The sequence below is a fragment of the Enterobacter cloacae complex sp. P6RS genome (genome assembly GCF_014982245.1).
Classification (GTDB): domain Bacteria; phylum Pseudomonadota; class Gammaproteobacteria; order Enterobacterales; family Enterobacteriaceae; genus Enterobacter; species Enterobacter bugandensis.
Map to the genome: position 1 here is coordinate 260791 of NZ_JADCLB010000020.1, position 24775 is coordinate 285565.

The window sequence follows — 24775 nt, forward strand, 5'->3', positions numbered from 1 at the left end:
GAGCCTTTATGTTACACTGCGCACCTGAACTTTTCCCTGTGGTGTGCTCGTGGCTCAAAACTCCGTATTTCTTCCCAATCAATTCCTGGCGCAGATGCGCGAGGCGCTTCCCTCTCATCTGTCGCTGGACGATTTTATCGCCGCCTGCCAGCGTCCGTTACGCCGGAGCATCCGCGTTAATACGCTGAAAATCAGCGTCGAGGATTTTCTGGCCCTGGTTTCTCCGTACGGCTGGCAGCTTACGCCGGTTCCGTGGTGTGAAGAGGGATTCTGGATCGACCGCGATGACGAAGACGCGGTGCCGCTGGGAAGTACCGCAGAACATCTGAGCGGTCTGTTTTATATTCAGGAAGCGAGCTCGATGCTACCGGTTGCCGCCCTGTTCGCCGACGGCAACGCGCCTGAACGCGTGATGGATGTCGCCGCCGCGCCCGGTTCGAAAACCACGCAGATTGCCGCGCGCATGGGCAATCGCGGAGCAATCCTCGCCAACGAATTTTCCGCCAGCCGCGTGAAGGTGTTGCATGCCAATATCAGCCGCTGCGGCATTCACAATGTCGCTCTTACGCACTTCGACGGTCGCGTCTTTGGCGCCGCCCTGCCGGAAATGTTTGATGCCATCCTGCTGGATGCCCCCTGCTCCGGTGAAGGGGTAGTGCGTAAAGATCCCGATGCGTTAAAGAACTGGTCCGTGGAGAGCAATCTTGAGATCGCCGCCACGCAGCGCGAGCTGATCGACAGCGCGTTCCACGCCCTGCGCCCCGGCGGCACGCTGGTGTATTCAACATGCACCTTAAACCGCGATGAAAACGAAGACGTCTGCCTGTGGCTGAAAGCGCAATACCCTGATGCGGTCGAGTTCCTGCCGCTTAACGATCTGTTTTCCTCGGCACAGGAGGCGGTCACGCCGGAAGGTTTCCTCCACGTGTTCCCGCAGATTTACGACTGCGAAGGCTTCTTTGTGGCGCGCCTGCGTAAAACGCAGGCGGTTGCTCCCCTGCCCGCCCCCAAATTCAAGGTCGGCAACTTCCCGTTTGCCCCCCTCAAAGGGCGCGATGCAGCACAGCTTGTCGCCGCCGCCGAAAAGGTTGGTCTGGTCTGGGATGAGAGCCTGCAACTCTGGGTGCGTGATAAAGAGGTATGGTTGTTCCCGGCAGAGATCGCTCCGCTCATCGGAAAGGTCCGTTTTTCCCGAATCGGGATCCGCCTGGCGGAAGTGCATAATAAAGGCTATCGCTGGCAGCACGAGGCGGCCATCGCGCTTGCCGGTCATGAGAATACGTTCGCCCTGACGCACCAGGAAGCCGAAGAGTGGTACCGTGGCCGCGATGTTTATCCTGACAGCTCGCCTTCCGCAGATGAAGTGGTGGTGACCTATCAGGGATTCCCGCTGGGGCTGGCCAAAAAGGTCGGTTCAAGGCTTAAAAACAGCTATCCACGCGAACTGGTCCGGGATGGCCGACTGTTTACCGGTAACGATCGCACCGCGTGAAAAAAGCGCATTTTTTTACTGGCGATTTTGCTCTCCTTGTCTACGATCAAAAATGGATGCCCATACTGGTCATACCAGATTTTGACAACCGACCCGGAGAGCACTATGACGAAAACCAGCGTGCGTATTGGCGCTTTTGAGATCGACGACGCAGAACTGCGCGGCGAAGCACAAGGCGATCGAACGTTAAGTATTCCCTGCAAATCCGACCCGGATTTGTGCATGCAGCTCGATGCATGGGATGCGGACACCAGCGTCCCGGCGATACTTGATGGCGAACACTCTGTTCTTTACCGCGAGCATTACGATAGTAAAACCGATGCCTGGGTCATGCGCCTTGCCTGACCTAAAGAGAACCCGCCCGAAGGCGGGTTATTTATTACTGCAGTTGTGCCAGCGTGAAGTACCCGTCAAAAACCGCACCGGTATCAATATAGTGCAGGTTTGAAAAATCATAGCGTCTATCGACGGGCGTATGGCCGAACCAGAAATGATCCGCCCCGCTAATTCCCTGCCCTTTGCCCACCATAAACCCCATCAGGCGGTCGCGATCCCATAACACGCGCTGGGCGCTTACCGGTTTTTCCCAGCGGTATTCCTCCGCCGGGTAATCAGCATGAGCAATAACGTTCAACCCGTTCGCGCAAGTAATTTCGATAATATGCGGTAACGCACGACATGCGTTAAGTAACGAGCGCGCCCGCTGCTGCTCCTCATGCTCAAGCCGCGAAAACCACATTCCGCCATTCAATGTCCAGAGCGCAAAATCATTATTATCCAGGCTATCTATTGCCATTTGCTCATGATTGCCCCGCACTGCTCGAAACCATTTCTCATTGATGAGCTGCAATGATTTCACGCTGTCCGGACCACGATCGATCAGATCGCCAACGGAAATAAGTAAATCCTCATAAGGATTGAAATGACGGCGTTTCAGTTCCTCCATGAGCCTCTGGTAACAGCCGTGTATGTCGCTGACAACCCATACGTGACGCCACTTTCCACCTTCTATTCGCTGATACATAAGGCCTCCCTTTAACAGTATAGCCGCCGTCTAAAGCGCAAGAAGATCAGCGCTGCCCTTACAAAGTAAAACAAACGGTAAACCAAAGAGAAATAAAGATCCGCGCGCTCTTAATCCCTTTTTACTGGCTCCTTAGAATAAGGGGAAATAAATACGAGAGGTCTTCACGTGTCTAATACACAGCTACATAACGATGTTTTCTATCCGCATCGCACGAATATTATTTCCGAGCTGGTGAACGGCAAACGCGTCCCGGGGCCAATCTGGCGGAAACGCGACTACCGAATGAAGTTCCTTTTACGTTCCCTGCTCTTTTGGTCTTCCACCCATCGCATGCTGGAAGCCCTCTCTGGCCGTGACGATTTCGACAAACTGCTGACATCGCAAATTACGTTGCCCAGCAAGACACATCGGCAGTACCTGATGCGCGGTCTGACGGCAAACGATCGCGCCGACGCTATCGTTAACCATTACTACTGGATCGATCGCCTGAAGGAGAGCCGTCTTGCCCAGGCTATGACCGGCGCGCAGGAACAACCTATTGCGCAGTTCCATGTCAAAGAAGGCGTGACCTACACGGTTAATGCGTCCTCAGCCGGCAAAGCCGAGCGTGAAGGTGAGAGCACGCTCTGGCTGCGCGACAACGAGGATACGCTTCTGGCCAGCCTGACCTTTAGCGTCGCCCGCAGCAATGGCCAGCCCGTTATGGTCATTGGCGGACTTCAGGGACCCCGTCGATGCGTGTCACGAGATGCCATTAAACTGGCAACTCGCGCCTGCCATGGCCTGTTTCCCAAGCGCGTGCTGATGGAGGTACTTTTCCAGCTGGCAGCGCAGTCATCTGTTCGGGCCATTTTTGCCGTCAGCGATGAAGGACACGTTTTCCGCGCGCTGCGCTATCGCCTCAGCAAAGGCCGTCATTTCCACGCCAGCTATGACGAATTCTGGGATTCTTTGGGTGGAAAAAAACTTTCCGCCTTCTGCTGGCAGCTGCCGCTGCAGATGGAGCGCAAATCCCTCGACGAGATAGCCAGTAAAAAACGCGCTGAATACCGTCGTCGCTTTGAACTGCTTGATGAAATTGAGGCGTCCGTTAAGTCCCATTTCTAATCGCTACAAGCGTTTTCGCTCTCAGCACAGAGAATGCACTTGGTTTGAGAAAGGAATGATAAAGCAGAGCACTCTTGCATATGCCAGGGGTGCTCAGTTAGCATTGCGCGAAATGAAAATAGCGAATGCGTTGGAAAAGCGCAGTGTAGACGCAAATTTAAGGACTTTAATGATGATTTACGACTGCTTCTTGTATTACGATGAAGATATGCTTCTTGATATCAGGCTGAATACGCTAGCAGGCGTTGTTGATCGCTTCGTTATTGTTGAGTCAACGCATACCTTTACCGGCAAAAAGCGGCAGCTTCACTTTGACATAAATAAATACGGTCCTTTTAAAGATAAAATTATTTATGTTGTGCATGATGAAACACCTCTCATGAAAGCCTCTGACGGCGGCGATCAGCATCAGGACGGTCTGGTGGTGGATGCATGGGCGAATGAAGCCGCGCAGAGAAATGCCATCATGCAGGGCCTCAAAAGTGCTAAAGATGATGATTTGATTTTAATTTCCGATGTGGACGAGATTTTTTCACCACAGGTTATCGGCTCTATCAACGCGAATAAACTCTGCACAACGCTTTATCAAAACTTTTATAATTATCAGTTTAATCTGCAGGTTTTTAATACAGATAACACCCCAAGAAAATGTAAACTGCCGAGAGCCACAAAATATAAAAACCTCGTTCATTTTTTTGGCGGCGAGCCTGAGTCGTTCAGAAATCTTAAACGCACCAGAAGCGTCAAAAACTGGTCCTGGCTTAAATGGAATTGGTTCAAACTTAACAATCGCATCATTGAAAATAGTGGCTGGCATTTCTCATGGGTTATGACCCCTGAACGCATCTCTGAAAAAATGTCCACCATCTCCCACACGGAATACGATCTGCCTGAGTTCAATAACCCGGAACATATCATGAAGGTGATAAAAAACGCCGAAGATATCTGGGGACGAGACAGGAAGTTAATCAGGCAAGAGCTGTCGGCAGACAGTTTCCCCGAGTATATCGTTAACAACAAAGATAAATTCAGGGAATTCATTATTTAACTATCAGACCGGGCCTTTACTTCACCGACGAAGATTCCACAGCGATCGCCCGGCCACAATTTTTTAACAAAGATGCCAAAAAACCCTGGACGTACGCGGTCCTGAGTATGTTATGGTTTAGTAAGGATAGGGAACTGTCCAGCCATTCTCGGGGTTTTCGGTCCATAACCAAAAAACCTTTTGAGAAACATAGAGATAAAAAGAGACCGAATACGATTCCTGTATTCGGTCCAGGGAAATGGCTCTTGGGAGAGAGCCGTGCGCTAAAAGTTGGCATTAATGCAGGCTAAGTCGCCTTGCCTTTTAAGAATAGATGACGACGCCAGGTTTTCCAGTCCACAGCAAAAGTGGCCTGAAAAAAAGCGTCAGAGCATCATTAAAAGTGAAAAACCGCAGTGCTTTGGCGAGCATCTGCGGTTTTTTTATTGGAAACCTGAACGTCAGCAGAGCTTGTCAGCGCGCTCGATAAACGGTGCCAGGCTCATCTTCTGCCCCGGGTTGGCCGGGTCATCAATCTGAATCACGCTGACTGGCTGACCGCTGCTCTTGCCACTGGCGACCTGCTGCTCAGCGGTATCGTTGAGCGGGTACTGGACCAGCGTGCTCGGGTTGATCGCATACAGCGCATGGCCCGGACGGCAGGTCAGCATCACCTCTTCGCGATTAAAGGCCCATTTGTCTTTGCCCACTTCAAAGCGGCTTACGGTGATTACCTGCGGTGCCGCCAGAGCGCTTCCCGCGCAGGCCAGCAATAAGAGAGAAAGTACTGTCTTTTTCATTTAATAGTTAACCTTGTCAGAAGGGTTCCCAGGTAGCAAACAGACTGACCGTTGCCAGAACCAGCGCGCCCAGCACCACCTCTGCCTGTGTCATCCTGATAAACATCTGTTGTGCGCGCCCGGAATCCGGACGGAACCGTGGCACCAGAAAATACCGATTTGCCAGCGCAATTGCCACCATCAACGCCACGAGAGCACATTTGAACAACAAAAACTGCACGTAGCCAGCCTGCCAGGGAATATGAATGCCCAGAATCAACAGCGCATTCACTACGCCGGTGAGCAGCACGCCTGCGACGGCATAATGCCCCACGCGCGAGAAACGCATCATGGTATAGATGGCCGCGTTCTGCCAGCGTCCTTTCGCCAGACGCATGCAAAACAGCAGCGGCAGCAATCCACCCACCCAGGTTGCGGCACACAGCAGGTGAACAGCATGATTGAGTCGCTGTATCGCCCCCATCGGGCCGTCGCTCATCGCCGCGTGCCCTACCCCTGCCAGCAGGATAAGCTGGCCCATGGCGAGCAGCAGCAGGCGCGAGCCTTTCAGCGGCGCGAGCCACGCGACGACAACGGTGATGGCAGCGAGGATAATTTGCCACAACCAGACGCCACCAAACCGCGTTCCCAGCACGCTGTTCCAGATTTGCGGGTTAAACACATCGCCCCAGCCGTTGCCCATTAAGCCGCCCTGAAGCATAAACATCAGGATCGCAGCGGTCAGGCTGACGATGGACGCCACTCTCTGCTGGAGCTGGAAACGCCGGGCCATCAGGCGGTGCAGCCCGGAAGGCGCAAACCAGACGCTGTAAAGCGCGTTGCCAAAAACGAGCATTAGCGCCGCAAAATGGATAAAGCGCAATCCTACGTATAACAGTCCCAGCATGCTATTTCACGCTGAAGCGATAGCTGCCTTTGGTTTTATGGCCGTCGACGGAAACCACGTGCCAGTCCACCCGGTAAGCCCCCGGCGCCAGCGTCTGTTCCAGCGGAACGGTCAGCTGTGCTTTGTTCTTTTCGTCTCGCGTGGCGGTACCGGTTTTGATCACCTGCTTTTGCGCATCCGTCACCACGACGCCGCTAAATCCGGGCTCGATACCTTCGGAGAAATTCAGCGTCAGCACCTGCGGTGACGCCACCTGGCTGTCCGCTGCCGGGCTCTGCTGCTCAAGATGCGCATGCGCCAGCACGGAGGGTGAGATTACCGTTGAGGCCAAAAAAACCAGTGCGCATACCGCGCGGGAAGTGAATAAACCCATCACAATCATTCCTTTTTGTTATGTCTGTAAGCTAAAGAATAACGCTGTATAATAAACGAGTCGAGGATCATCCCGCTCTGCTTGTCATCGTCGCGCAATCGCGGTAACGTTGCCGCCGCAAAATAAGGAGAAGGTAATGAAGATCAATCTGGCCGCCCTTCCTCAGGACGAGATGGATAAAGTGAATGTCGATCTCGCTGCCGCTGGCGTCGCCTTTAAAGAGCGTTACAACATGCCCATCGTGGCTGAAGTGGTGGAGCGAGAACAGCCCGCCCATCTGCGTGACTGGTTTCGCGAAAGGTTAATTGCCCACCGTCTCGCCTCGGTCAACCTCTCCCGCTTGCCGTACGAGCCGAAAGTTAAATAAGCTTAACGACTCGTTACACTTCCTTACGCGGAATCTGGCAGGATAAGATAACCCTGATTAAATTAGGTGTACTCTTTAATCCCTGCGACTCTGTGTATAAGGAAGTCACGATGTCACATTGGAATATTGCGGCAGCCCAGTATGGCGGGCAGCATCACAGCGTAGATGACCATATTGCGCACCATCTCAACTTTATTGCCGAAGCAGCACAGCATCAGTGCGATTTGCTGGTTTTCCCGGAACTCTCATTAACCGGCCCGGGCGCGACGGCATTACCGCTCCCGCCCGAAGACGATCGACTACAGCCGTTGCTTGACGCCGCGCATTTTTACCGCATTACCCTCATTGCAGGGCTTCCCGTTGAACGAAACGGTCAGCGCCAGAAAGGCCTTGCGCTGTTTACCCCCTCTCGCGATCGTATTCTGCGTTACCCTCAGGGGAGCGGCGCCAGCCTGGTGCCGGGTGATAAACAGCTCGCGATTATCGATGGGCAAAGCGATTCCCCGAATCTTGATCCGCAGGCAACACTCTTCACCAGCTGCCAGTCGGTGAGGGATTACCGCTGGCGACAGTCCATCAATACCCTGCAGCGTTTTGCGCACAGGTATGCTATCGCGGTGTTAATGGCAAATGCCGGCGCGGGCAGCGCGTTATGGGATGAAAAAGGCCAGCTGATCGTTCGGGCAGATAAGGGTGAGCTCCTGTTGACCGGCACGCGCAGCGGACAGGGTTGGCAAGGCGATATCATTCCTTTAGGCTAAGCGTTTTAAGCTCAGGAGATTTTCATGCTGCGCGTCATTGATACCGAAACTTGCGATCTTCAGGGCGGAATTGTGGAAGTGGCCTCGGTCGACGTGGTTGATGGAAAAATCGTCAACCCGATGAGCCATCTGGTGCGTCCCGATCGCCCTATTAGCCCACAGGCCATGGCTATCCATCGCATTACAGAATCAATGGTGGCGGATAAACCCTGGATAGAAGACGTTATCCCGCACTACTACGGCAGCCCATGGTACGTTGCCCACAACGCCAGCTTTGACCGTCGGGTACTCCCCGAAATGCCCGGGGAGTGGATTTGTACCATGAAGCTGGCGCGTCGCCTCTGGCCAGGGATCAAATACAGCAATATGGCGCTGTATAAATCCCGCAAGCTCAGCGTCAGAACCCCTGAAGGGCTGCACCATCACCGCGCCCTGTATGACTGCTATATCACCGCCGCGCTGCTCATAGATATTATGAACACATCGGGCTGGACGCCGGATGATATGGCAACGATCACCGGACGCCCTGCGCTGCTGACGACGTTCACCTTCGGCAAATACCGCGGGAGAGCGGTATCGGATATTGCGGATAAAGATCCGGGCTATCTGCGCTGGCTGTATAACAACCTCGACAAAATGAGCCCGGAACTGCGCTTAACCCTGAAACACTATCTGGGCGAAGCTTAACGCTGCACACGGCCTGGCAACGTATCCTGCGCCAGGCCTATCAAAAAGGTATACTCCAGGGCCACCCCTTCGTAGGATTTGAATCGACCCGATTTCCCTCCGTGCCCGGAGTCCATATCGGTACAGAGCAGCAGCAGGTTGTCATCGGTTTTCAGCTCCCGCAGCTTTGCTACCCATTTTGCCGGTTCCCAGTATTGCACCTGTGAATCGTGCAAACCGGTCGTCACCAGCATGTGCGGGTACGCTTTCGCTTCCACGTTGTCATACGGGCTGTACTCTTTCATATAGCGATAATAGGTTTCATCCTGCGGGTTGCCCCACTCCTCAAACTCCCCGGTCGTCAAAGGGATGGACTCATCGAGCATAGTGGTAACCACATCGACAAACGGGACCTGCGCAACAATGCCCTTAAAGCGATCGGGCCGCTGATTGATGACCGCCCCCATCAGCATCCCCCCCGCGCTGCCGCCCATGCCGAAGCAAAGCTGAGGATCGCCATAGCCTTGCTCAATCAGCGCATCGCAGACGTCAAGATAGTCGTTGAAGGTGTTTTTCTTTTTCAGGAATTTCCCGTCTTCATACCAGTGCTGCCCCAGCTCGCCGCCGCCGCGAATATGGGCAATGGCGAAAACAAAGCCGCGGTCGAGCAGGCTTAATCTGCTGCTGCTGAAGTCAGCATCCATGCTGGAGCCATAGGAGCCGTAGCCGTAGACCAGGATCGGATTTTTACCCTTCTGGAAATGCGCCTTGTGATAAACGAGCGAAACCGGCACCTCCACGCCATCGCGCGCGGTGACCCACAGGTGTTCGCTGCGGTAATTGTCGGAATCAAAGCCCTTCACTTCGGTTTGCTTGAGCACCTGGCGCTGTCCGGTATCCATATCCAGCTCGAAGAGCGTATCCGGCGTGGTCATGGACGAGTAGCCGTAGCGCAGCCGGGAAGATTCAGGTTCCGGATTAAAGCCGATCCACGTGACGTAGGCCGGATCGTCGAACGCAATCCCTATCACCTCACGCGTTTTACGGTTGATCTGCCGGATACTGGTCAGCCCCCGCTGGCGCTCCTCAACCACCAGCCAGTCGGTAAACAGCGTGAACCCTTCCAGCATCACCTGATCCCGCGCGGGAATGAGCACCTCCCACTTGCGCTCGTCGCGCACCTTGGTTTTGTACAGACCAAAGTTCTTGCCTTCACGATTCGAACGCAGATAAAAGCTGTGCTGGAAGTGATCCAGGCTGTACTCGTGATCCTTGCGGCGCGGCAGGAAACAGAGCGGCTGGGCATCAGGCAGTTCGGCATCCAGGAGCAGCACTTCCGAGGTGGTGGCGCTGGCGAGGTAGATAATCACATAGTGGCGCGAGGAGGTTTTATGCAGGCTGACATAAAACGTTTCGTCTTTCTCTTCATAGACCAGCTCGTCATCGGCTGAGTCCGTGCCTACGGTATGGCGCCACACCTGATAAGGCAGCAGCGTGGAGGCGTGCTTTTTAACGTAGTAGACCGTCTCGGAATCGTTCGCCCAGACAAAATCCGGGGAGACGTTTTCCAGCATTTCCGGATACCAGTTGCCAGTTTCCAGATTGCGAAAACGCAGGCCGTACTGGCGCCGGGAGAGATAATCCTCCGCCAGCGCCATGATGGTGTTGTCCGGGGAGATGGACATACCGCCCAGGGTATAAAACTCGCTGTGGGCAGCGCGCTGGTTCGCATCCAGCAGAATGTCCCATTCATCCCACTCGGCGCTTAATACCGACTGTCGTTGATAGATGGGATACTCGTTGCCCGGCTCATAGATATGGCGATAGCGATAGCCGTTTTTGGTCCAGGGCGCGGAGATGTCGCGCTGGGGAATACGCTGCACCATTTCGTTCAGCAGCTGGTCCTGCAGCGCCTGCTGGCTGGCCATGACCCTGCGGCCATAGTCGTTTTCCTCGTGCAGGTAGTCGAGCACCTCTGGCCGGGAACGCGAATCGTCCCGCAGCCAGTAATAGTTGTCTATGCGCGTATCGCCATGCGTGACGATCGCATAAGGAGTACGTCGGGCTTTCGGTGGCATGTCATCATTCTTTTAAGTTTTACACCCTATAAGGTTGGCAAAACCCGCGCATGATGCAAGCGAAACATGACCACGGGGGCGCGAGTTAGCCCTGTAGCGCCTGTTTTTGTTCCCCGATATCTTTTTCTATCCCCTCGCGCACGTCCTGAGGGATCTTCAGCGCGTCGCCGAGGGCGTTAAGGTAGCTACGCTCCATAAAGTGATCGATATCTATGGCGGCACAGCTGAGAAAATAGAGTTCCAGCGCCTCTTCCTCATTTTTCACGCTCAGTGCCAGACGCTGCGGATCGAGCGGCTGTTCAATGGCCTGCGCCACCAGCGTTCTGCCCTGTTCTTCAACACCCGCCTCGCGCAGCTGCTGTTCGATAGCCGCTCTTTCATTATCATCAATATGCCCGTCGCTTTTGGCGGCAAACACCAGCGCAAGGATGAGCCGCTCCGTGCGCAGATCCAGCGGAGAAGTATGCTCCCCATAGTGAGGTTCATCGCGGTGCGCCGCTCGCACCCTGTCCTTGTATTTGTTCCACAGCACGGTGCCGGCGATAGCGCCGCCCCCGGCCAGCAGCGCGCCGGTACCGTACTTCGCCAGCAGCTTGCGTGAGGATTTATTGGCAACCAGCAGCCCTGCCAGCCCACCGAGCGCCCCCGGTACCAGCAGTTTGCTCAGCCCCTGCTCGCCGGAACCAGACGTTTTCTGCCCTAGCATGGATTGCAGTTGATTTAACCAGCCTGACATGGTTTCCCTCGCTTAACGGTTAACATGGTCTCCAGCGTAAGCGAGCAGGCGTCAGGAAATGTCCATCAAGCCTAAAGAAGCGCAAATTTCTGGTCTGCCCTTTTGCCGTGCGCAAGACAGACGCAAACGTTTTCGTTTATACTGCGCGCATCTTTTTCAGGGGGAATGTTATGACTCGTTTAGGAACCGCGCTGCGACCTGCGGCGACGCGCGTAATGCTGTTGGGATCGGGGGAACTGGGTAAAGAAGTCGCCATTGAGTGTCAGCGTTTAGGGGTGGAGGTGATTGCCGTAGACCGCTACGCCGACGCGCCCGCCATGCACGTCGCCCATCGTTCTTATGTGATTAACATGCTGGACGGTGATGCCCTGCGTACGCTCATTGCACGGGAGAAACCGGATTTTGTCGTGCCGGAAATTGAAGCTATCGCAACCGATACGCTGATCGCCCTTGAGCAGGAAGGCCAGCGCGTGGTGCCCTGCGCCAAAGCGGCAAAGCTGACCATGAACCGTGAAGGCATTCGCCGCCTGGCGGCGGAGGAGCTGGGACTGCCTACTTCAAGCTACCGTTTCGCGGGTGACAAAGCCGCATTCCTGCAGGCCGTTGAAGAGATTGGCTACCCGTGCATCATTAAGCCGGTGATGAGCTCTTCCGGGAAAGGTCAGAGCTTTATTCGCGACAGCAGCACGCTGGACAGCGCGTGGGATTATGCGCAACAGGGTGGCCGTGCCGGTGCCGGTCGCGCGATCGTCGAAGGCGTGGTGAAGTTTGATTTCGAAATCACTCTGCTCACCGTCAGTGCCGTGGACGGCGTCCATTTCTGCGACCCAATCGGTCACCGTCAGGAAGATGGCGATTATCGTGAATCCTGGCAGCCGCAGCAGATGAGCAACCTGGCGCTGGAGCGTGCCCGGGAGATTGCCCGTAAAACCGTTCTGGCTCTGGGCGGTTATGGCCTGTTCGGCGTGGAGCTGTTCGTCTGCGGTGACGAAGTGATCTTCAGCGAAGTCTCCCCTCGCCCGCACGACACCGGTATGGTCACGCTCATTTCGCAGGATCTCTCGGAGTTCGCCCTGCACGTGCGCGCCTTCCTCGGCCTGCCGGTTGGCGGCATCCGCCAGTACGGCCCGGCGGCGTCGGCGGTGATCCTTCCGCAGCTGACCAGCCAGAATGTGACGTTTGATAACGTCGAAGGCGCGGTGGGCGCAGGCCTGCAGGTCCGTCTGTTCGGCAAGCCGGAGATCGACGGTACGCGTCGTCTGGGCGTGGCGTTAGCCACCGGGGATAACGTTGACGAGGCCGTAGCAAGAGCAAAAGCGGCGGCTGCGAACGTTCAGGTAGCAGGATAAAAAAAACGGGCCGAAAGGCCCGTTTTTCATGCTGCATATGGCTTACTGCTTCGCGCCTTCAACCGCTTCACGAGCCAGTTTCGTGATGCGATCCCAGTCGCCCGCTTCCAGCGCATCCGCCGGAACCAGCCATGAGCCGCCGATGCACAGCACGCTTTTCAGCGCCAGGTAGTCGCGGTAGTTAGCCGGGGAGATACCGCCCGTCGGGCAGAAGCGTACCTGAGAGAAGGGACCCGCAATTGCCTGCAGCGCTTTGGTGCCGCCGTTCGCTTCCGCCGGGAAGAATTTGAACTCTTTCAGACCGTAGTCCATGCCCAGCATCAGTTCAGAAACGGTGCTGATGCCCGGGATCAAGGGAATAGTGCCTTCGGTCGCGGCCTTCAGCAGCGGCTCGGTCAGACCCGGGCTGATGGCAAACTGTGCACCGGCTTCGGTCACTTCCGCCAGCTGCTGCGCGTTGAGAACGGTACCCGCACCGATGATGGCGTCCGGCACTTCTTTAGCGATGGCGCGGATGGCGTCCATCGCGCAGGCGGTACGCAGGGTCACTTCCAGAACGCGAACGCCGCCCGCAACCAGCGCTTTCGCCATTGGCACAGCGTGCTCCAGCTTGTTTACCACGATAACCGGCACGACAGGGCCAGTGGTCAGGATTGCTTCTGCACTTGTTTTCCAGTTTTTCATCAGAGTTCTCTCTCGCCAGATCGTTAAAATCAAGTCGTCTTAAAACGTAATACAGGTTGCGCCCTGCTCCGCACCGGAGAGCTTCTCACGCAGCGCGCTGAACATTTCGCGTCCGGTCCCCACGCGCGATGCGCTCAGGTCAGGAATATGAGGCTGACGTGCCGCCAGCTCCGCGTCATCCACCAGCAGGGTTAACTCGCCAGTCTGGCCGTTCACGCGGATCATGTCGCCGTCGCGCACTTTCGCCAGCAAGCCGCCGTCGTAGGCTTCAGGCGTGACGTGGATGGCGGAAGGCACTTTGCCGGATGCGCCTGACAGGCGGCCATCGGTCACTAACGCAATTTTGAAACGGCGGTCCAATAATACACCAAGTGGTGGCATAAGTTTATGTAATTCTGGCATGCCGTTCGCTTTTGGCCCCTGATGACGCACGACCACCACGCAGTCTTTATCCAGCAGACCGGCGTCGAAGGCAGGCAACACGTCGTGCTGGCTTTCAAACACTACCGCCGGGGCCTCGATAACCTGGTTCTCTTCCGGCACGGCAGAGGTTTTCATCACCGCGCGGCCAAGGTTGCCGCTCAGCACTTTGGTACCGCCGTGGTGGGAGAACGGTTTGTCGATAGTGGCAATCACCTGCGGATCAAGAGACGCGGTCGCCCCGTCGCGCCAGTCCAGCTCGCCGTTGTTCAGCCACGGCTCCTGGGTGTAGCGCTGCAGACCAAATCCGGCTACGGTGTTCACGTCTTCATGCAGCAGACCGCCTTTCAGCAGCTCGCGCATCAGCAGCGGCACGCCGCCCGCGGCCTGGAAGTGGTTGATGTCCGCCGGACCGTTCGGGTACAGACGCGCCATCAGCGGTACCACGGAGGAGATGTCGGAGAAGTCATCCCAGTTAATCAGGATACCCGCCGCGCGCGCCATGGCCACCAGGTGCATGGTGTGGTTAGTTGAACCGCCGGTCGCCAGCAGGGCGACGATACCGTTGACGATCACTTTTTCGTCGACCATTTTGCCCATCGGCATCCATTCATTGCCGTTTCCTGTCAGGCGCGTCACCTGACGGGCCGCGGCCTCGGTCAGCGCCTGGCGCAGCGGCGCGTCCGGCTGGATGAAGGACGAGCCCGGAAGCTGCATCCCCATAAACTCCACCACCATCTGGTTGGTGTTGGCCGTGCCGTAGAACGTACAGGTGCCCGGCGCATGGTAGGAAGCGGCTTCGGCTTCCAGCAGCGCCTGACGATCGGCTTTGCCTTCCGCATACAGCTGGCGGATACGCACTTTTTCTTTATTCGGCAGACCGCTGGCCATCGGGCCGGACGGCACGAAAATCGCAGGCAGATGACCAAACGACAGCGCCGCCATCACCAGTCCCGGGACGATTTTGTCGCACACGCCGAGATACAGCGCGCCATCAAACATGTTGTGTGACAGGCCCACAGCCGCAGACATCGCAATCACTTCGCGGCTCAGCAGCGACAGCTCCATACCATCCTGCCCCTGCGTCACGCCGTCGCACATGGCCGGGACGCCCCCCGCCACCTGCCCCACCGCGTTCACGCTGTGCAGCGCTTTACGAATGATGTTGGGATAGACCTCATACGGCTGGTGCGCGGAGAGCATATCGTTATAGGACGTGATAATAGCGATATTGTTACGCAACATGCTTTTCAGGGAGGCTTTGTCATCGGGCTGGCATGCGGCGAAGCCGTGGGCCAGGTTACCGCAGGCCAGCTGGGAGCGGTGAACGGTGTTGCTTTTCGCCTGTTCAATGCGGGCGAGGTAGGCCGAACGGGTCTCTTTCGAGCGCTCGATAATGCGTTGTGTTACGCGTAACAATACAGGATTCATAAAAGCTCCTTTAATTTATCTGTCCGGGCTCGGGAGTTTACAAAGTCGCTGGCGGTTGTTAACAACGCTGAAACGCTTGCTGTCCGGAGCTCAGGGGCAAAATCACTTCCGGCAGTGTAATAAAAAAAGCCCCGCGGGTGAATCCACGCGGAGCTTAAAAGTATAAAAATTGTGCCACTAGCTGTGTTAGATCATGTTACCGGTAAAATAACACTTTCGGGCTAGCAGATTATCCTACTCAAACTCGTTCCAGGAGCGGCCATCGCGGGTGATCATCGCCACCGACGCCACAGGCCCCCAGGTACCCGCCTGATACGGTTTTGGCGCATCCTGATCGGCAGCCCAGGCTTCGGTGATGGAATCGACCCATTTCCACGCCTCTTCCACTTCGTCGCGACGCACGAACAGCGCCTGGATACCGCGCATGGTTTCCAGCAGCAGACGCTCGTAAGCATCCGCAAGGTGCGTCTGGTTGAAGGTTTCGGAGTAGCTCAGATCCAGCTTGGTGGTCTGCAGGTTGTGCTTATGATCCAGGCCCGGCACTTTGTTGAGGATCTGGATGTCCACCCCTTCGTCCGGCTGCAGACGGATGGTCAGCTTGTTCTGCGGCAGCTCCTGCCAGGACTCTTTGAACAGGTTCAGTTCCGGGTTCTTAAAGTAGACAACCACTTCGGAACATTTCGCAGGCAGACGCTTACCGGTACGCAGGTAGAACGGCACGCCCGCCCAGCGCCAGTCGTCGATATCCACGCGGATCGCCACAAACGTCTCGGTGTTGCTGGTCTTGTTCGCGCCCTCTTCTTCCAGGTAGCCCGGTACTTTTTTGCCTTGCGCAAACCCGGCGGTGTACTGGCCGCGCACGGTCTTCTCGCGCACGTTGGAGCGGTCGATGCGGCGCAGCGACTTCAGCACTTTCACTTTGGCATCGCGGATGCTGTCAGCCGTCAGGTCAGACGGCGGAGACATGGCAATCATGCACAGAATTTGCAGCAGGTGGTTCTGGATCATGTCGCGCATCTGGCCGGCCTGGTCAAAGTAACCCCAGCGACCTTCGATCCCCACCTCTTCCGCCACGGTAATTTCCACGTGGTCGATAGTGCGGTTGTCCCAGTTATTCACAAACAGGGAGTTAGCGAAACGCAGCGCCAGCAGGTTCAGTACCGTCTCTTTACCGAGATAGTGGTCGATACGGTAGACCTGGCACTCTTCAAAGAACTCGCCCACCTGGTCGTTAATTTCACGAGAGGTTGCCAGCGACGTCCCGAGCGGCTTTTCCATCACCACGCGCGCCGGCTTGGCGTTCAGTTTGGCTTCGCCCAAACCTTTGCAGATGGCACCAAAGGTGCTTGGCGGCATGGCGAAATAGTTAATGGTGACACGGTTTTTCTGATCCAGCATGGCACCCAGGCGGGAAAACGCGCTGACGTCATTCACGTCCAGGTTGCAGAAGTCGAGACGACCGCTGAGGGTATCCCACAAACTTTCATCAATTTTTTCCTTCATGAAAGTTTCGAGCGCCTCGCGGACGACTTTGGTATAAGCGTCCTTGTCCCAGTCGGCGCGCCCAACACCCAGGATACGCGTATCCGGATGAATTTGGCCCGCTTTCTCCAGTTGATACAGGGAAGGCAGCAATTTTCGGCGTGCAAGATCGCCTTTCGCGCCGAAAATGACCAGGTCACATGCCTGGGCTGTTTGCGTTACCGCCATGTCATTCTCCTCAGTTGGATCACCTGGTGCTTATGCCAGGTATCGTTGTAATTTTATTACAATGCACTGTACTGCTTTTACGTCATTCCCGAAACCATTAGCGCTTATCGTCTCGTGCGATACGGCGATTTTTCGCCATTCAGCCGATTATGGCGACGTAATGACGCAACAGCCGTCGATAATTTGCGCAACAGGGTCATAGCAAAACCCGACATCGATCAAGTAATGAAAAAAAACAACAACATTATCTCGTCGACTGTTACCCTTTAGGGAAGCCACAGGGGTAATATCGGCTAATCGAATCAAGATTTCATCAATGAGTGAAATCGTTTCCACCCCCATGAGCGCCTTGTTAACAATGAACATGCTTGAAAAAATCCAGTATCAACTGGAACACCTTAGCAAATCCGAGCGAAAAGTGGCTGAAGTCATTCTGGCCGCGCCCGCTCAGGCGATTCATTCAAGCATCGCCGCTCTGGCTCAGGAAGCGGGCGTCAGTGAACCGACGGTCAACCGCTTCTGCCGCAGCCTGGAAACGCGCGGCTTTCCTGATTTTAAACTGCATCTGGCACAAAGTCTGGCAAACGGTACCCCCTATGTTAATCGTAATGTGGATGAAGACGACAGCGTAGATGCCTATACGGCAAAAATATTTGAGTCGGCCATGGCCACGCTCGATCACGTTCGTCAAAGCCTGGATATGAGTTCAGTAAACCGCGCGGTGGATTTACTCACCCAGGCCAAACGCATTGCGTTCTTCGGTCTTGGCTCGTCAGCCGCCGTGGCGCACGACGCCATGAATAAATTCTTCCGCTTTAACGTGCCGGTTATTTATTCCGATGACATTGTGCTGCAACGCATGAGCTGTATGAATTGCAGTGAGGATGACGTCGTGGTACTGATTTCGCACACTGGCCGCACCAAAAGCCAGGTTGAGCTGGCGCAGCTGGCCCGTGAAAACGATGCCATGGTAATCGCCCTCACCACCGCCGGCACGCCGCTGGCGCGGGAGGCGACTCTCGCCATTACCCTGGACGTGCCTGAGGATACCGACATGTATATGCCAATGGTGTCCCGTCTGGCGCAGCTCACGGTAATCGACGTGCTGGCGACCGGATTTACCTTACGCCGGGGCGCAAAATTCCGAGATAACTTGAAGCGAGTCAAGGAAGCGCTGAAGGAATCGCGTTTTGATAAAGAATTGCTTATAAAGAGCGATGTTCCCTGAAAGTAGATAACGAAGACGTAACCCATAATTAGATGTAACGATTTTCGGCATTCGGCCCCCTCTTTACTGCCTTGCGGTAGATGAAGGCCGATTCAATGTTCACGCAACACCAAAGTTGTTTCAGTCAACGGAGTATTACATGTCCAGAAGGCTTCGCAGAACCAAGATCGTCACCACCTTAGGCCCGGCCACCGATCGCGATAATAACCTCGAAAAGATTATCGCCGCTGGCGCCAACGTGGTACGTATGAACTTCTCTCACGGTACGCCAGAAGACCATAAATTGCGTGCCGATAAAGTGCGTGAGATCGCCGCTAAGCTGGGCCGCCACGTCGCTATCCTCGGTGACCTGCAGGGTCCAAAAATTCGTGTATCAACCTTTAAAGAAGGTAAAGTTTTCCTCAATATCGGCGACAAATTCCTGCTGGATGCCAACCTCGGCAAAGGCGAAGGCGATAAAGAGAAAGTCGGGATCGACTATAAAGGCCTGCCGGCTGATGTGGTCCCTGGCGATATCCTGCTGCTCGACGACGGTCGCGTCCAGCTGAAGGTGCTGGAAGTTCAGGGGATGAAAGTGTTCACTGAAGTCACCGTCGGCGGCCCGCTCTCCAACAATAAAGGCATCAACAAACTGGGCGGCGGCCTCTCTGCGGAAGCCCTGACCGACAAAGACAAAGCGGATATCGTAACGGCGGCCCAGATCGGCGTTGACTACCTGGCGGTCTCCTTCCCACGCTGTGGCGAAGATCTGAACTATGCGCGCCGCCTGGCCCGTGACGCAGGCTGTGATGCCAAAATCGTCGCTAAGGTTGAACGCGCGGAAGCCGTGTGCGATCAGGATGCGATGGACGATGTGATCCTCGCCTCTGACGTGGTGATGGTTGCCCGTGGCGATCTGGGCGTGGAAATCGGCGACCCTGAACTGGTCGGTATCCAGAAAGCGCTGATTCGTCGCGCACGTCAGCTGAACCGCGCGGTGATCACCGCCACCCAGATGATGGAATCCATGATCACTAACCCAATGCCAACCCGTGCGGAAGTCATGGACGTCGCTAACGCCGTGCTGGACGGTACCGATGCGGTGATGCTGTCAGCGGAAACCGCGGCGGGCCAGTATCCGGCAGAAACCGTGGCCGCAATGGCGCGCGTCTGCCTGGGCGCGGAGAAGATCCCAAGCATTAACGTCTCCAAGCACCGCCTGGATATCCAGTTCGACAATGTGGAAGAAGCGATTGCGATGTCCGCCATGTACGCGGCCAACCATCTGAAAGGCGTTACGGCGATCATCACCATGACCGAATCTGGCCGCACCGCGCTGATGACCTCTCGCATCAGCTCCGGCCTGCCGATTTTCGCCATGTCACGCCACGAGCGTACGCTGAACCTGACGGCGCTTTACCGCGGTGTTACCCCGGTACACTTCGACAGCACCAATGACGGCGTAGCCGCGGCGCACGATGCCGTAAACCTGCTGCGCGATAAAGGTTATCTGGTGTCTGGTGATATCGTCATCGTGACGCAGGGTGACGTGATGAGCACCATCGGCTCAACCAATACCACGCGCGTACTGACCGTAGAGTAAGATCCGATCCCCTCTCCCCTAAGGGGAGAGGGACAAAGTGAAGGTTCTCTATTTCCTCGGGTAAAGCTCTTTACGCTTATAGGGCTCCGTCTCTCCCGGCTTCCGCGTTTTCAGCAGCTTCAGTATCCACGTGTACTGTTCGGTATGCGGCCCCACCAGCAGCTCCACCTCTTCGTTCATGCGGCGCGCGATGGTGCGATCGTCCGCGGTCAGCAGGTCGTCCATCGGCGGACGGACTTCAATGCTCAGGCGATGCGTTTTACCGTCGTAAACCGGAAAGAGCGGGATCACGCGGGCGCGGCAGACCTTCATCAGGCGGCCAATGGCGGGGAGCGTGGCTTTGTAGGTCGCAAAGAAGTCGACAAACTCGCTGTGCTCGGGTCCGTGGTCCTGGTCCGGCAGATAGTAGCCCCAGTACCCCTGACGTACAGACTGAATAAACGGCTTGATGCCGTCGTTACGCGCATGCAAACGTCCGCCAAAACGACGACGTACCGTGTTCCAGACAAAATCGTAGATTTTATTGCCCTGGTTATGGAACATCGCCGCCATTTTCTGCCCCTGGGAAGCCATCAGCATTGCCGGAATATCCACGCCCCAGCCGTGCGGCACGAGGAAAATGACCTTCTCATCATTGCGACGCATTTCGTCGATGATTTCCAGCCCTTTCCAGTCAACGCGGTCGATGATTTTTTTCGGTCCTTTCAGCGCCAGCTCCGCCATCATCGCCATGGCCTGCGGTGCGGTGGTATACATCGCGTCGATGATGGCCTCGCGCTCGGCATCGCTTTTTTCAGGAAAACAGTAATAGAGGTTGATCTGCGCACGACGACGCGCGCTTTTACCTAAGCGTCCGGCCAGACGGCCAATTTTTCCCAGTACGGGATCGCGCAGCGCGGCAGGCAGCATAGCGATGCCCGCAAAGGTGTAAACCCCCAGCCAGGCGCCCCAGTTGCGCGGATGTCGAAAGGATTTTTCAAACTCAGGAATGTATTCAATATTATTTTTTTTTGTTTCCATGCTGGTTCCAGGGTCTGGTGACGCAAAAAATTATTCAGATAGTGTAGCGAGGCAGTCGCCCACGCACAAAAGAAAAAGCCGGCGCATGCTGACACCGGCTTTTTTCACAAAACAGAGAGCTTAGTTTAAGCTCAGCTGCGGTATCACCTCTCTCGCCTGCGCCAGGTAATCGGAGCGATCTTTACCTGTCAGGCCTTCGGTGCGCGGCAGTTTGGCCGTCAGCGGGTTCACGGCCTGCTGGTTGATCCACACTTCATAGTGCAGGTGCGGGCCAGTAGAGCGTCCGGTGTTGCCGGAGAGCGCGATACGGTCGCCGCGTTTCACTTTCTGCCCCGGTTTGACCAGCAGCTTGCGCAGGTGCATATAGCGGGTGGTATAGGTACGACCGTGACGGATAGCCACGTAATAACCCGCAGCACCGCTGCGTTTTGCCATCACCACTTCGCCATCGCCAACGGCCAGCACCGGCGTGCCCTGCGGCATCGCGAAGTCTACCCCGCGGTGAGGCGCAACGCGCCCGGTAACCGGGTTCAGACGACGCGGGTTAAAGTTAGAGGAGACGCGGAACTGTTTCGCCGTCGGGAAACGCAGGAAGCCTTTCGCAAGGCCCGTACCGCTGCGGTCATAGAACTTGCCGTCTTCAGCGCGAATGGCGTAGTAATCTTTTCCCTCGGAGCGCAGACGCACCCCCAGCAGCTGGCTCTGCTCGCGCTTGCCGTCCAGCATTTCGCGGGACATCAGGACGGAAAACTCATCGCCTTTCTTCAGCTTACGGAAATCCATCTGCCACTGCATGGCTTTGATCACCGCGCTGATTTCACCGCTGGTCAGGCCCGCATCACGGGCGCTGGAAACAAAGCTTCCGCCCACGGTACCTTTCATCACGCTGTTAACCCAGTCGCCTTTCTGCATTTCACTGGTCATTTTGAAACCGTTTGCAGTGCGGTCATAGGTGCGGGTTTCGCGGCGGGACATTTCCCAGGTCAAACGCTGAAGATCGCCATCCGCCGTTAATGTCCAGGAGAGCTGTTGCCCGATTTTCAGGTTACGCAGGTCTTTATCCGCAGCGGCCAGCTGGCTGATATTGCCCATGTCGATACCGTACTGGTTGAGCACGCTGCTCAGCGTGTCACCGGTAGAAACAACGTATTCGTGGATCCCCGCTTCGTTCTCGGTTTTATCGTCCAGTTCATCCTGAGGGATAGCTTCATCTTCCTGAGCGGCCTGGTCGATAGGCTCGCTGGCTTCAGGCAGCAAAGAGCGGATCTCGCTCTTTTCAAGCTCGATGGTTTTAATGATAGGGGCAGAACTCGGGTGGTAAACATAGGGCCGCCAGACGGCGACCGCTAAGGTGAGAACTGTAAGCGACCCCAGCATAACGCGGTGGGGTCGAGGCAGATTGTTAAATGCCAGGGCGACAGAGCGGGCTATCTGTTGCACGTATTCACTTCCTCGTTAATCTCCTTTCAGGCAGCTCGCATACTGGTTCGCCAGTTGGCTGAGGAACTGCGAATAGCTCGCTTTGCTCAACTGGATATTCGTACCTAGCGGGTCAAGGGTTCCCATGCGCACGGATGTTCCCCTGGCCACGGCTTCTACGACCGCTGGCCTGAACTGTGGCTCAGCAAAAACGCATGTCGCTTTCTGCTCAACCAACTGTGTTCTGATTTCATGTAAACGCTGCGCACCAGGTTGAATTTCAGGGTTGACGGTAAAGTGCCCAAGCGGGGTCAGGCCGTAGTGTTTTTCGTAGTAGCCGTAGGCGTCATGAAAAACGAAATACCCTTTTCCTTTCAACGGTGCGAGCTCATTACCTACCTGCTTATCGGTTGCGGCTAATTGTGCCTCAAAATCCTTCAGGTTGGCGTCTAGTTTGGCTCGACTTTGCGGCATAAGTTCCACTAATTTGTCATGGATTGCAACCGCTGAAAGCCGCGCTATCTCTGGGGATAGCCAGAGATGCATGTTGTACTCGCCGTGATGGTGATCTCCATCACCTTTTTCACCCTCTGCAGCGTGATGGTCATGTTCGTCACCGTCATCATCCGCCCCTTTCATGAGCAACGGTTTCACGCCGGAAAGCCCGGCAATCGCGACCTGTTTTTCATTAGCAATCTGTTTGGCGGATTTCTGCATGAATGCTTCCATCTCCGGACCAATCCAGACAACTAAGTCTGCGTTTTGTAAGCGTTTTACATCAGACGGACGCAGAGAATAGTCATGCTCTGAGGCCCCGTCAGGGAGCAGAACCTGGGTTTCCGTTACCCCATCGGCAATGGCCGACGCGATGAATCCAAGCGGTTTAAGCGAAGCAACAACGGCGGCGTTAACATCTTGTGCGGTTGTTCCCCAAAGGGCAGCGGATAATGCTGCGAAAAGAAGCGTATTTTTATGTAACATAATGCGACTAATCATCGTAGTGAATGCGTGGAATGTGATATTATAACATTCGTTGACTTCTTCAAGCTTAAATTGACATGACGACTCTGGTTTCTCTCGACAATATTTCGGTCTCCTTTGGCCAGCGCCGCGTCCTCTCTGACGTATCGCTGGATCTCAAGCCCGGAAAAATTCTGACGCTGCTCGGCCCCAATGGCGCAGGTAAATCCACTCTGGTACGCGTGGTGCTGGGTCTGGTTACACCGGATGAAGGTGTAATCACGCGCGAGGAAAAATTGCGGATCGGCTATGTGCCGCAAAAATTACACCTGGACGCCACCCTGCCGCTGACGGTAAATCGTTTTCTGCGTCTGCGTCCGGGCACGCGAAAAGCCGATATTCTCCCGGCGCTGAAGCGCGTGCAGGCGGGCCACCTTATCGATGCGCCGTTGCAGAAGCTGTCCGGCGGTGAGACGCAGCGCGTTTTGCTGGCCCGTGCGCTGCTGAGCAGCCCGCAGCTGCTGGTGCTGGATGAGCCAACCCAGGGCGTGGACGTCAATGGTCAGGTCGCGCTTTATGATTTGATCGACCAGCTGCGCCGCGAACTGAACTGCGCCGTGCTGATGGTCTCCCATGACCTGCATCTGGTGATGGCGAAAACCGACGAAGTGCTGTGTCTCAACCATCACATTTGCTGTTCCGGCACGCCTGAAGTGGTCTCAATGCACCCGGAATTTATCTCCATGTTCGGCCCTCGCGGCGCTGAACAGCTTGGCATCTATCGTCATCATCATAATCATCGCCATGATTTGCAGGGACGAATCGTTCTGCGTCGGGGAAATGGACACTCATGATTGAACTGTTACTGCCCGGCTGGCTGGCCGGGGTTATGCTTGCCTGCGCCGCAGGCCCACTCGGCTCGTTTGTGGTGTGGCGCAGAATGTCTTACTTCGGTGATACCCTGGCGCATGCGTCGCTGCTGGGCGTTGCCTTTGGTTTGCTGCTGGATGTGAATCCCTTTTACGCGGTGATTGTGGTCACGCTGCTGCTGGCGGCCGGTCTGGTCTGGCTGGAGAAGCGCCCTCACCTCGCGATTGATACGCTGCTTGGCATCATGGCGCACAGCGCGCTGTCGCTGGGTCTGGTCGTTGTTAGCCTGATGTCAAATATCCGCGTTGACCTGATGGCCTACCTGTTCGGCGATCTGCTGGCCGTGACGCCTGACGATCTCATCGCGATCGCCATTGGCGTGGTGGTGGTACTGGGTATTCTGCTGTGGCAGTGGCGGAATTTACTGGCAATGACCGTCAGCCCGGATCTGGCGTTTGTCGACGGCGTGAAGCTGCAGCGCGTGAAGCTGCTGCTGATGCTGGTGACGGCGTTAACGATTGGTGTCGCAATGAAGTTTGTCGGCGCGCTGATTATAACATCGCTGCTGATTATCCCTGCCGCCACGGCGCGCCGTTTTGCACGTACGCCAGAGCAGATGGCCGGTATCGCGGTGGTTATCGGGATGATCGCCGTCACGGGCGGGTTAACCTTTTCGGCGTTTTATGACACGCCAGCAGGGCCGTCGGTGGTCTTGAGCGCGGCGGTGTTGTTTGTTTTCAGTATGATGAAAAAGACCGCGCAGTAGTGAGCATGTCCCCGGT

The 24775-nt window shown here is 55.7% G+C and carries 24 protein-coding genes; 12 read left to right on the top strand and 12 right to left on the bottom strand.

What is annotated here, in order from left to right:
* The first annotated feature begins 43 nt into the window (after positions 1 to 43).
* Both rsmF and INF73_RS14960 read left to right on the top strand, forming a co-directional pair.
* Positions 44 to 1492 (top strand): 16S rRNA (cytosine(1407)-C(5))-methyltransferase RsmF, encoded by a 1449-nt coding sequence (gene rsmF, locus INF73_RS14955; protein WP_370567538.1) that lies wholly within the window; start codon positions 44 to 46, stop codon positions 1490 to 1492.
* A 105-nt stretch (positions 1493 to 1597) separates the two neighbouring features.
* Positions 1598 to 1837 (top strand): YebV family protein, encoded by a 240-nt coding sequence (locus INF73_RS14960; protein WP_008500472.1) that lies wholly within the window; start codon positions 1598 to 1600, stop codon positions 1835 to 1837.
* A 34-nt stretch (positions 1838 to 1871) separates the two neighbouring features.
* Here INF73_RS14960 and pphA read toward each other — a convergent pair whose 3' ends face one another.
* Positions 1872 to 2516, bottom strand: coding sequence for a protein-serine/threonine phosphatase (pphA, locus tag INF73_RS14965; RefSeq protein ID WP_193540554.1), 645 nt, complete (start codon positions 2514 to 2516; stop codon positions 1872 to 1874).
* Positions 2517 to 2684: 168 nt separating this feature from the next.
* Here pphA and INF73_RS14970 point away from each other — a divergent pair, with 168 nt between their 5' ends.
* Together INF73_RS14970 and INF73_RS14975 are read left to right on the top strand one after the other, a co-directional pair.
* A complete protein-coding gene (locus INF73_RS14970; RefSeq protein WP_193540552.1) occupies positions 2685 to 3626 on the top strand; it encodes a VirK/YbjX family protein in 942 nt (313 codons plus the stop codon).
* 172 nt (positions 3627 to 3798) lie between these two features.
* Positions 3799 to 4674 carry a benzoate transporter gene (locus INF73_RS14975; protein ID WP_028013549.1) on the top strand — a complete coding sequence of 292 codons (876 nt, stop codon included), beginning with the start codon at positions 3799 to 3801 and terminating at the stop codon, positions 4672 to 4674.
* Positions 4675 to 5114: 440 nt separating this feature from the next.
* Here INF73_RS14975 and INF73_RS14980 read toward each other — a convergent pair whose 3' ends face one another.
* From INF73_RS14980 to yobA, 3 genes are read right to left on the bottom strand one after another with little or no spacing between them, the layout of a single operon-like run.
* Positions 5115 to 5453, bottom strand: coding sequence for a YebY family protein (locus INF73_RS14980; RefSeq protein ID WP_028013604.1), 339 nt, complete (start codon positions 5451 to 5453; stop codon positions 5115 to 5117).
* Between the two features lie 16 nt (positions 5454 to 5469).
* The gene (copD, locus tag INF73_RS14985; protein ID WP_047364782.1) at positions 5470 to 6339 is read right to left on the bottom strand and encodes a copper homeostasis membrane protein CopD; all 870 of its coding nucleotides are present in this window, start codon (positions 6337 to 6339) and stop codon (positions 5470 to 5472) included.
* Position 6340: 1 nt separating this feature from the next.
* Positions 6341 to 6712 (bottom strand): CopC domain-containing protein YobA, encoded by a 372-nt coding sequence (gene yobA, locus INF73_RS14990; protein WP_193540550.1) that lies wholly within the window; start codon positions 6710 to 6712, stop codon positions 6341 to 6343.
* Positions 6713 to 6848: 136 nt separating this feature from the next.
* Between yobA and INF73_RS14995 the strand changes: the two genes are divergently transcribed.
* From INF73_RS14995 to exoX, 3 genes are all read left to right on the top strand, one after another.
* On the top strand, positions 6849 to 7079 hold the full coding sequence (locus tag INF73_RS14995) for a DNA polymerase III subunit theta (protein WP_013096102.1): 231 nt from the start codon (positions 6849 to 6851) through the stop codon (positions 7077 to 7079).
* Between the two features lie 110 nt (positions 7080 to 7189).
* Positions 7190 to 7840 (top strand): carbon-nitrogen hydrolase family protein, encoded by a 651-nt coding sequence (locus tag INF73_RS15000; RefSeq protein WP_193540548.1) that lies wholly within the window; start codon positions 7190 to 7192, stop codon positions 7838 to 7840.
* Positions 7841 to 7864: 24 nt separating this feature from the next.
* Entirely contained in the window at positions 7865 to 8527 is a 663-nt protein-coding gene (gene exoX / locus INF73_RS15005) for an exodeoxyribonuclease X (protein WP_025756911.1), read from the top strand.
* Here exoX and ptrB read toward each other — a convergent pair.
* Both ptrB and INF73_RS15015 read right to left on the bottom strand, forming a co-directional pair.
* The gene (gene ptrB, locus INF73_RS15010) at positions 8524 to 10584 is read right to left on the bottom strand and encodes an oligopeptidase B (RefSeq protein ID WP_193540546.1); all 2061 of its coding nucleotides are present in this window, start codon (positions 10582 to 10584) and stop codon (positions 8524 to 8526) included. The two genes, exoX and ptrB, sit on opposite strands and share 4 nt — an antisense overlap.
* An 85-nt stretch (positions 10585 to 10669) precedes the next feature.
* Positions 10670 to 11320 (bottom strand): tellurite resistance TerB family protein, encoded by a 651-nt coding sequence (locus tag INF73_RS15015; protein WP_045260314.1) that lies wholly within the window; start codon positions 11318 to 11320, stop codon positions 10670 to 10672.
* A 170-nt stretch (positions 11321 to 11490) separates the two neighbouring features.
* Between INF73_RS15015 and purT the strand changes: the two genes are divergently transcribed.
* Positions 11491 to 12669: a formate-dependent phosphoribosylglycinamide formyltransferase gene (purT, locus tag INF73_RS15020; RefSeq protein WP_193540544.1), complete on the top strand. Its 1179-nt coding sequence runs from the start codon at positions 11491 to 11493 to the stop codon at positions 12667 to 12669.
* Between the two features lie 42 nt (positions 12670 to 12711).
* Here the strand turns inward: purT and kdgA are convergent, their stop codons facing one another.
* The 3 genes from kdgA to zwf all read right to left on the bottom strand — a co-directional run bounded on the left by kdgA (position 12712) and on the right by zwf (position 16914).
* Complete coding sequence (kdgA, locus tag INF73_RS15025) at positions 12712 to 13353, bottom strand: bifunctional 4-hydroxy-2-oxoglutarate aldolase/2-dehydro-3-deoxy-phosphogluconate aldolase (RefSeq protein WP_014884307.1); 642 nt, start codon at positions 13351 to 13353, stop codon at positions 12712 to 12714.
* 39 nt (positions 13354 to 13392) lie between these two features.
* The gene (edd, locus tag INF73_RS15030; protein ID WP_041909456.1) at positions 13393 to 15204 is read right to left on the bottom strand and encodes a phosphogluconate dehydratase; all 1812 of its coding nucleotides are present in this window, start codon (positions 15202 to 15204) and stop codon (positions 13393 to 13395) included.
* A 234-nt stretch (positions 15205 to 15438) separates the two neighbouring features.
* Positions 15439 to 16914 (bottom strand): glucose-6-phosphate dehydrogenase, encoded by a 1476-nt coding sequence (gene zwf / locus INF73_RS15035; protein ID WP_193540542.1) that lies wholly within the window; start codon positions 16912 to 16914, stop codon positions 15439 to 15441.
* Between the two features lie 358 nt (positions 16915 to 17272).
* Between zwf and INF73_RS15040 the strand changes: the two genes are divergently transcribed.
* Both INF73_RS15040 and pyk read left to right on the top strand, forming a co-directional pair.
* The gene (locus tag INF73_RS15040; protein WP_028013615.1) at positions 17273 to 18142 is read left to right on the top strand and encodes a MurR/RpiR family transcriptional regulator; all 870 of its coding nucleotides are present in this window, start codon (positions 17273 to 17275) and stop codon (positions 18140 to 18142) included.
* Between the two features lie 139 nt (positions 18143 to 18281).
* Positions 18282 to 19724 carry a pyruvate kinase gene (gene pyk / locus INF73_RS15045; protein ID WP_028013616.1) on the top strand — a complete coding sequence of 481 codons (1443 nt, stop codon included), beginning with the start codon at positions 18282 to 18284 and terminating at the stop codon, positions 19722 to 19724.
* Between the two features lie 48 nt (positions 19725 to 19772).
* Here the strand turns inward: pyk and lpxM are convergent, their stop codons facing one another.
* From lpxM to znuA, 3 genes are all read right to left on the bottom strand, one after another.
* Positions 19773 to 20744, bottom strand: a complete 972-nt coding sequence (lpxM, locus tag INF73_RS15050) for a lauroyl-Kdo(2)-lipid IV(A) myristoyltransferase (protein ID WP_193540540.1) — start codon at positions 20742 to 20744, stop codon at positions 19773 to 19775.
* 120 nt (positions 20745 to 20864) lie between these two features.
* Positions 20865 to 22184, bottom strand: coding sequence for a murein DD-endopeptidase MepM (mepM, locus tag INF73_RS15055; protein WP_088205060.1), 1320 nt, complete (start codon positions 22182 to 22184; stop codon positions 20865 to 20867).
* Between the two features lie 15 nt (positions 22185 to 22199).
* On the bottom strand, positions 22200 to 23144 hold the full coding sequence (znuA, locus tag INF73_RS15060) for a zinc ABC transporter substrate-binding protein ZnuA (RefSeq protein WP_069733103.1): 945 nt from the start codon (positions 23142 to 23144) through the stop codon (positions 22200 to 22202).
* A 77-nt stretch (positions 23145 to 23221) separates the two neighbouring features.
* On the opposite strand from znuA, the gene znuC reads away from it, so the two are divergent.
* Together znuC and znuB are read left to right on the top strand one after the other, a co-directional pair.
* Positions 23222 to 23977: a zinc ABC transporter ATP-binding protein ZnuC gene (znuC, locus tag INF73_RS15065; protein ID WP_028013621.1), complete on the top strand. Its 756-nt coding sequence runs from the start codon at positions 23222 to 23224 to the stop codon at positions 23975 to 23977.
* On the top strand, positions 23974 to 24759 hold the full coding sequence (gene znuB, locus INF73_RS15070) for a zinc ABC transporter permease subunit ZnuB (RefSeq protein ID WP_041909449.1): 786 nt from the start codon (positions 23974 to 23976) through the stop codon (positions 24757 to 24759). The genes znuC and znuB overlap by 4 nt, the downstream gene beginning before the upstream one ends.
* Positions 24760 to 24775: the final 16 nt, after the last annotated feature.

Coding starts and splice junctions, on each gene's coding strand:
- INF73_RS14960 (WP_008500472.1), top strand. CDS start 1,598: ATGACGAAAACCAGCGTGCGTATTGGCGCTTTTGAGATCGACGACGCA.
- pphA (WP_193540554.1), bottom strand. CDS start 2,516: ATGTATCAGCGAATAGAAGGTGGAAAGTGGCGTCACGTATGGGTTGTC.
- INF73_RS14975 (WP_028013549.1), top strand. CDS start 3,799: ATGATTTACGACTGCTTCTTGTATTACGATGAAGATATGCTTCTTGAT.
- INF73_RS14980 (WP_028013604.1), bottom strand. CDS start 5,453: ATGAAAAAGACAGTACTTTCTCTCTTATTGCTGGCCTGCGCGGGAAGC.
- copD (WP_047364782.1), bottom strand. CDS start 6,339: ATGCTGGGACTGTTATACGTAGGATTGCGCTTTATCCATTTTGCGGCG.
- yobA (WP_193540550.1), bottom strand. CDS start 6,712: ATGGGTTTATTCACTTCCCGCGCGGTATGCGCACTGGTTTTTTTGGCC.
- INF73_RS14995 (WP_013096102.1), top strand. CDS start 6,849: ATGAAGATCAATCTGGCCGCCCTTCCTCAGGACGAGATGGATAAAGTG.
- INF73_RS15000 (WP_193540548.1), top strand. CDS start 7,190: ATGTCACATTGGAATATTGCGGCAGCCCAGTATGGCGGGCAGCATCAC.
- exoX (WP_025756911.1), top strand. CDS start 7,865: ATGCTGCGCGTCATTGATACCGAAACTTGCGATCTTCAGGGCGGAATT.
- ptrB (WP_193540546.1), bottom strand. CDS start 10,584: ATGCCACCGAAAGCCCGACGTACTCCTTATGCGATCGTCACGCATGGC.
- INF73_RS15015 (WP_045260314.1), bottom strand. CDS start 11,320: ATGTCAGGCTGGTTAAATCAACTGCAATCCATGCTAGGGCAGAAAACG.
- purT (WP_193540544.1), top strand. CDS start 11,491: ATGACTCGTTTAGGAACCGCGCTGCGACCTGCGGCGACGCGCGTAATG.
- kdgA (WP_014884307.1), bottom strand. CDS start 13,353: ATGAAAAACTGGAAAACAAGTGCAGAAGCAATCCTGACCACTGGCCCT.
- edd (WP_041909456.1), bottom strand. CDS start 15,204: ATGAATCCTGTATTGTTACGCGTAACACAACGCATTATCGAGCGCTCG.
- zwf (WP_193540542.1), bottom strand. CDS start 16,914: ATGGCGGTAACGCAAACAGCCCAGGCATGTGACCTGGTCATTTTCGGC.
- INF73_RS15040 (WP_028013615.1), top strand. CDS start 17,273: ATGAACATGCTTGAAAAAATCCAGTATCAACTGGAACACCTTAGCAAA.
- pyk (WP_028013616.1), top strand. CDS start 18,282: ATGTCCAGAAGGCTTCGCAGAACCAAGATCGTCACCACCTTAGGCCCG.
- lpxM (WP_193540540.1), bottom strand. CDS start 20,744: ATGGAAACAAAAAAAAATAATATTGAATACATTCCTGAGTTTGAAAAA.
- znuA (WP_069733103.1), bottom strand. CDS start 23,144: ATGTTACATAAAAATACGCTTCTTTTCGCAGCATTATCCGCTGCCCTT.
- znuC (WP_028013621.1), top strand. CDS start 23,222: ATGACGACTCTGGTTTCTCTCGACAATATTTCGGTCTCCTTTGGCCAG.
- znuB (WP_041909449.1), top strand. CDS start 23,974: ATGATTGAACTGTTACTGCCCGGCTGGCTGGCCGGGGTTATGCTTGCC.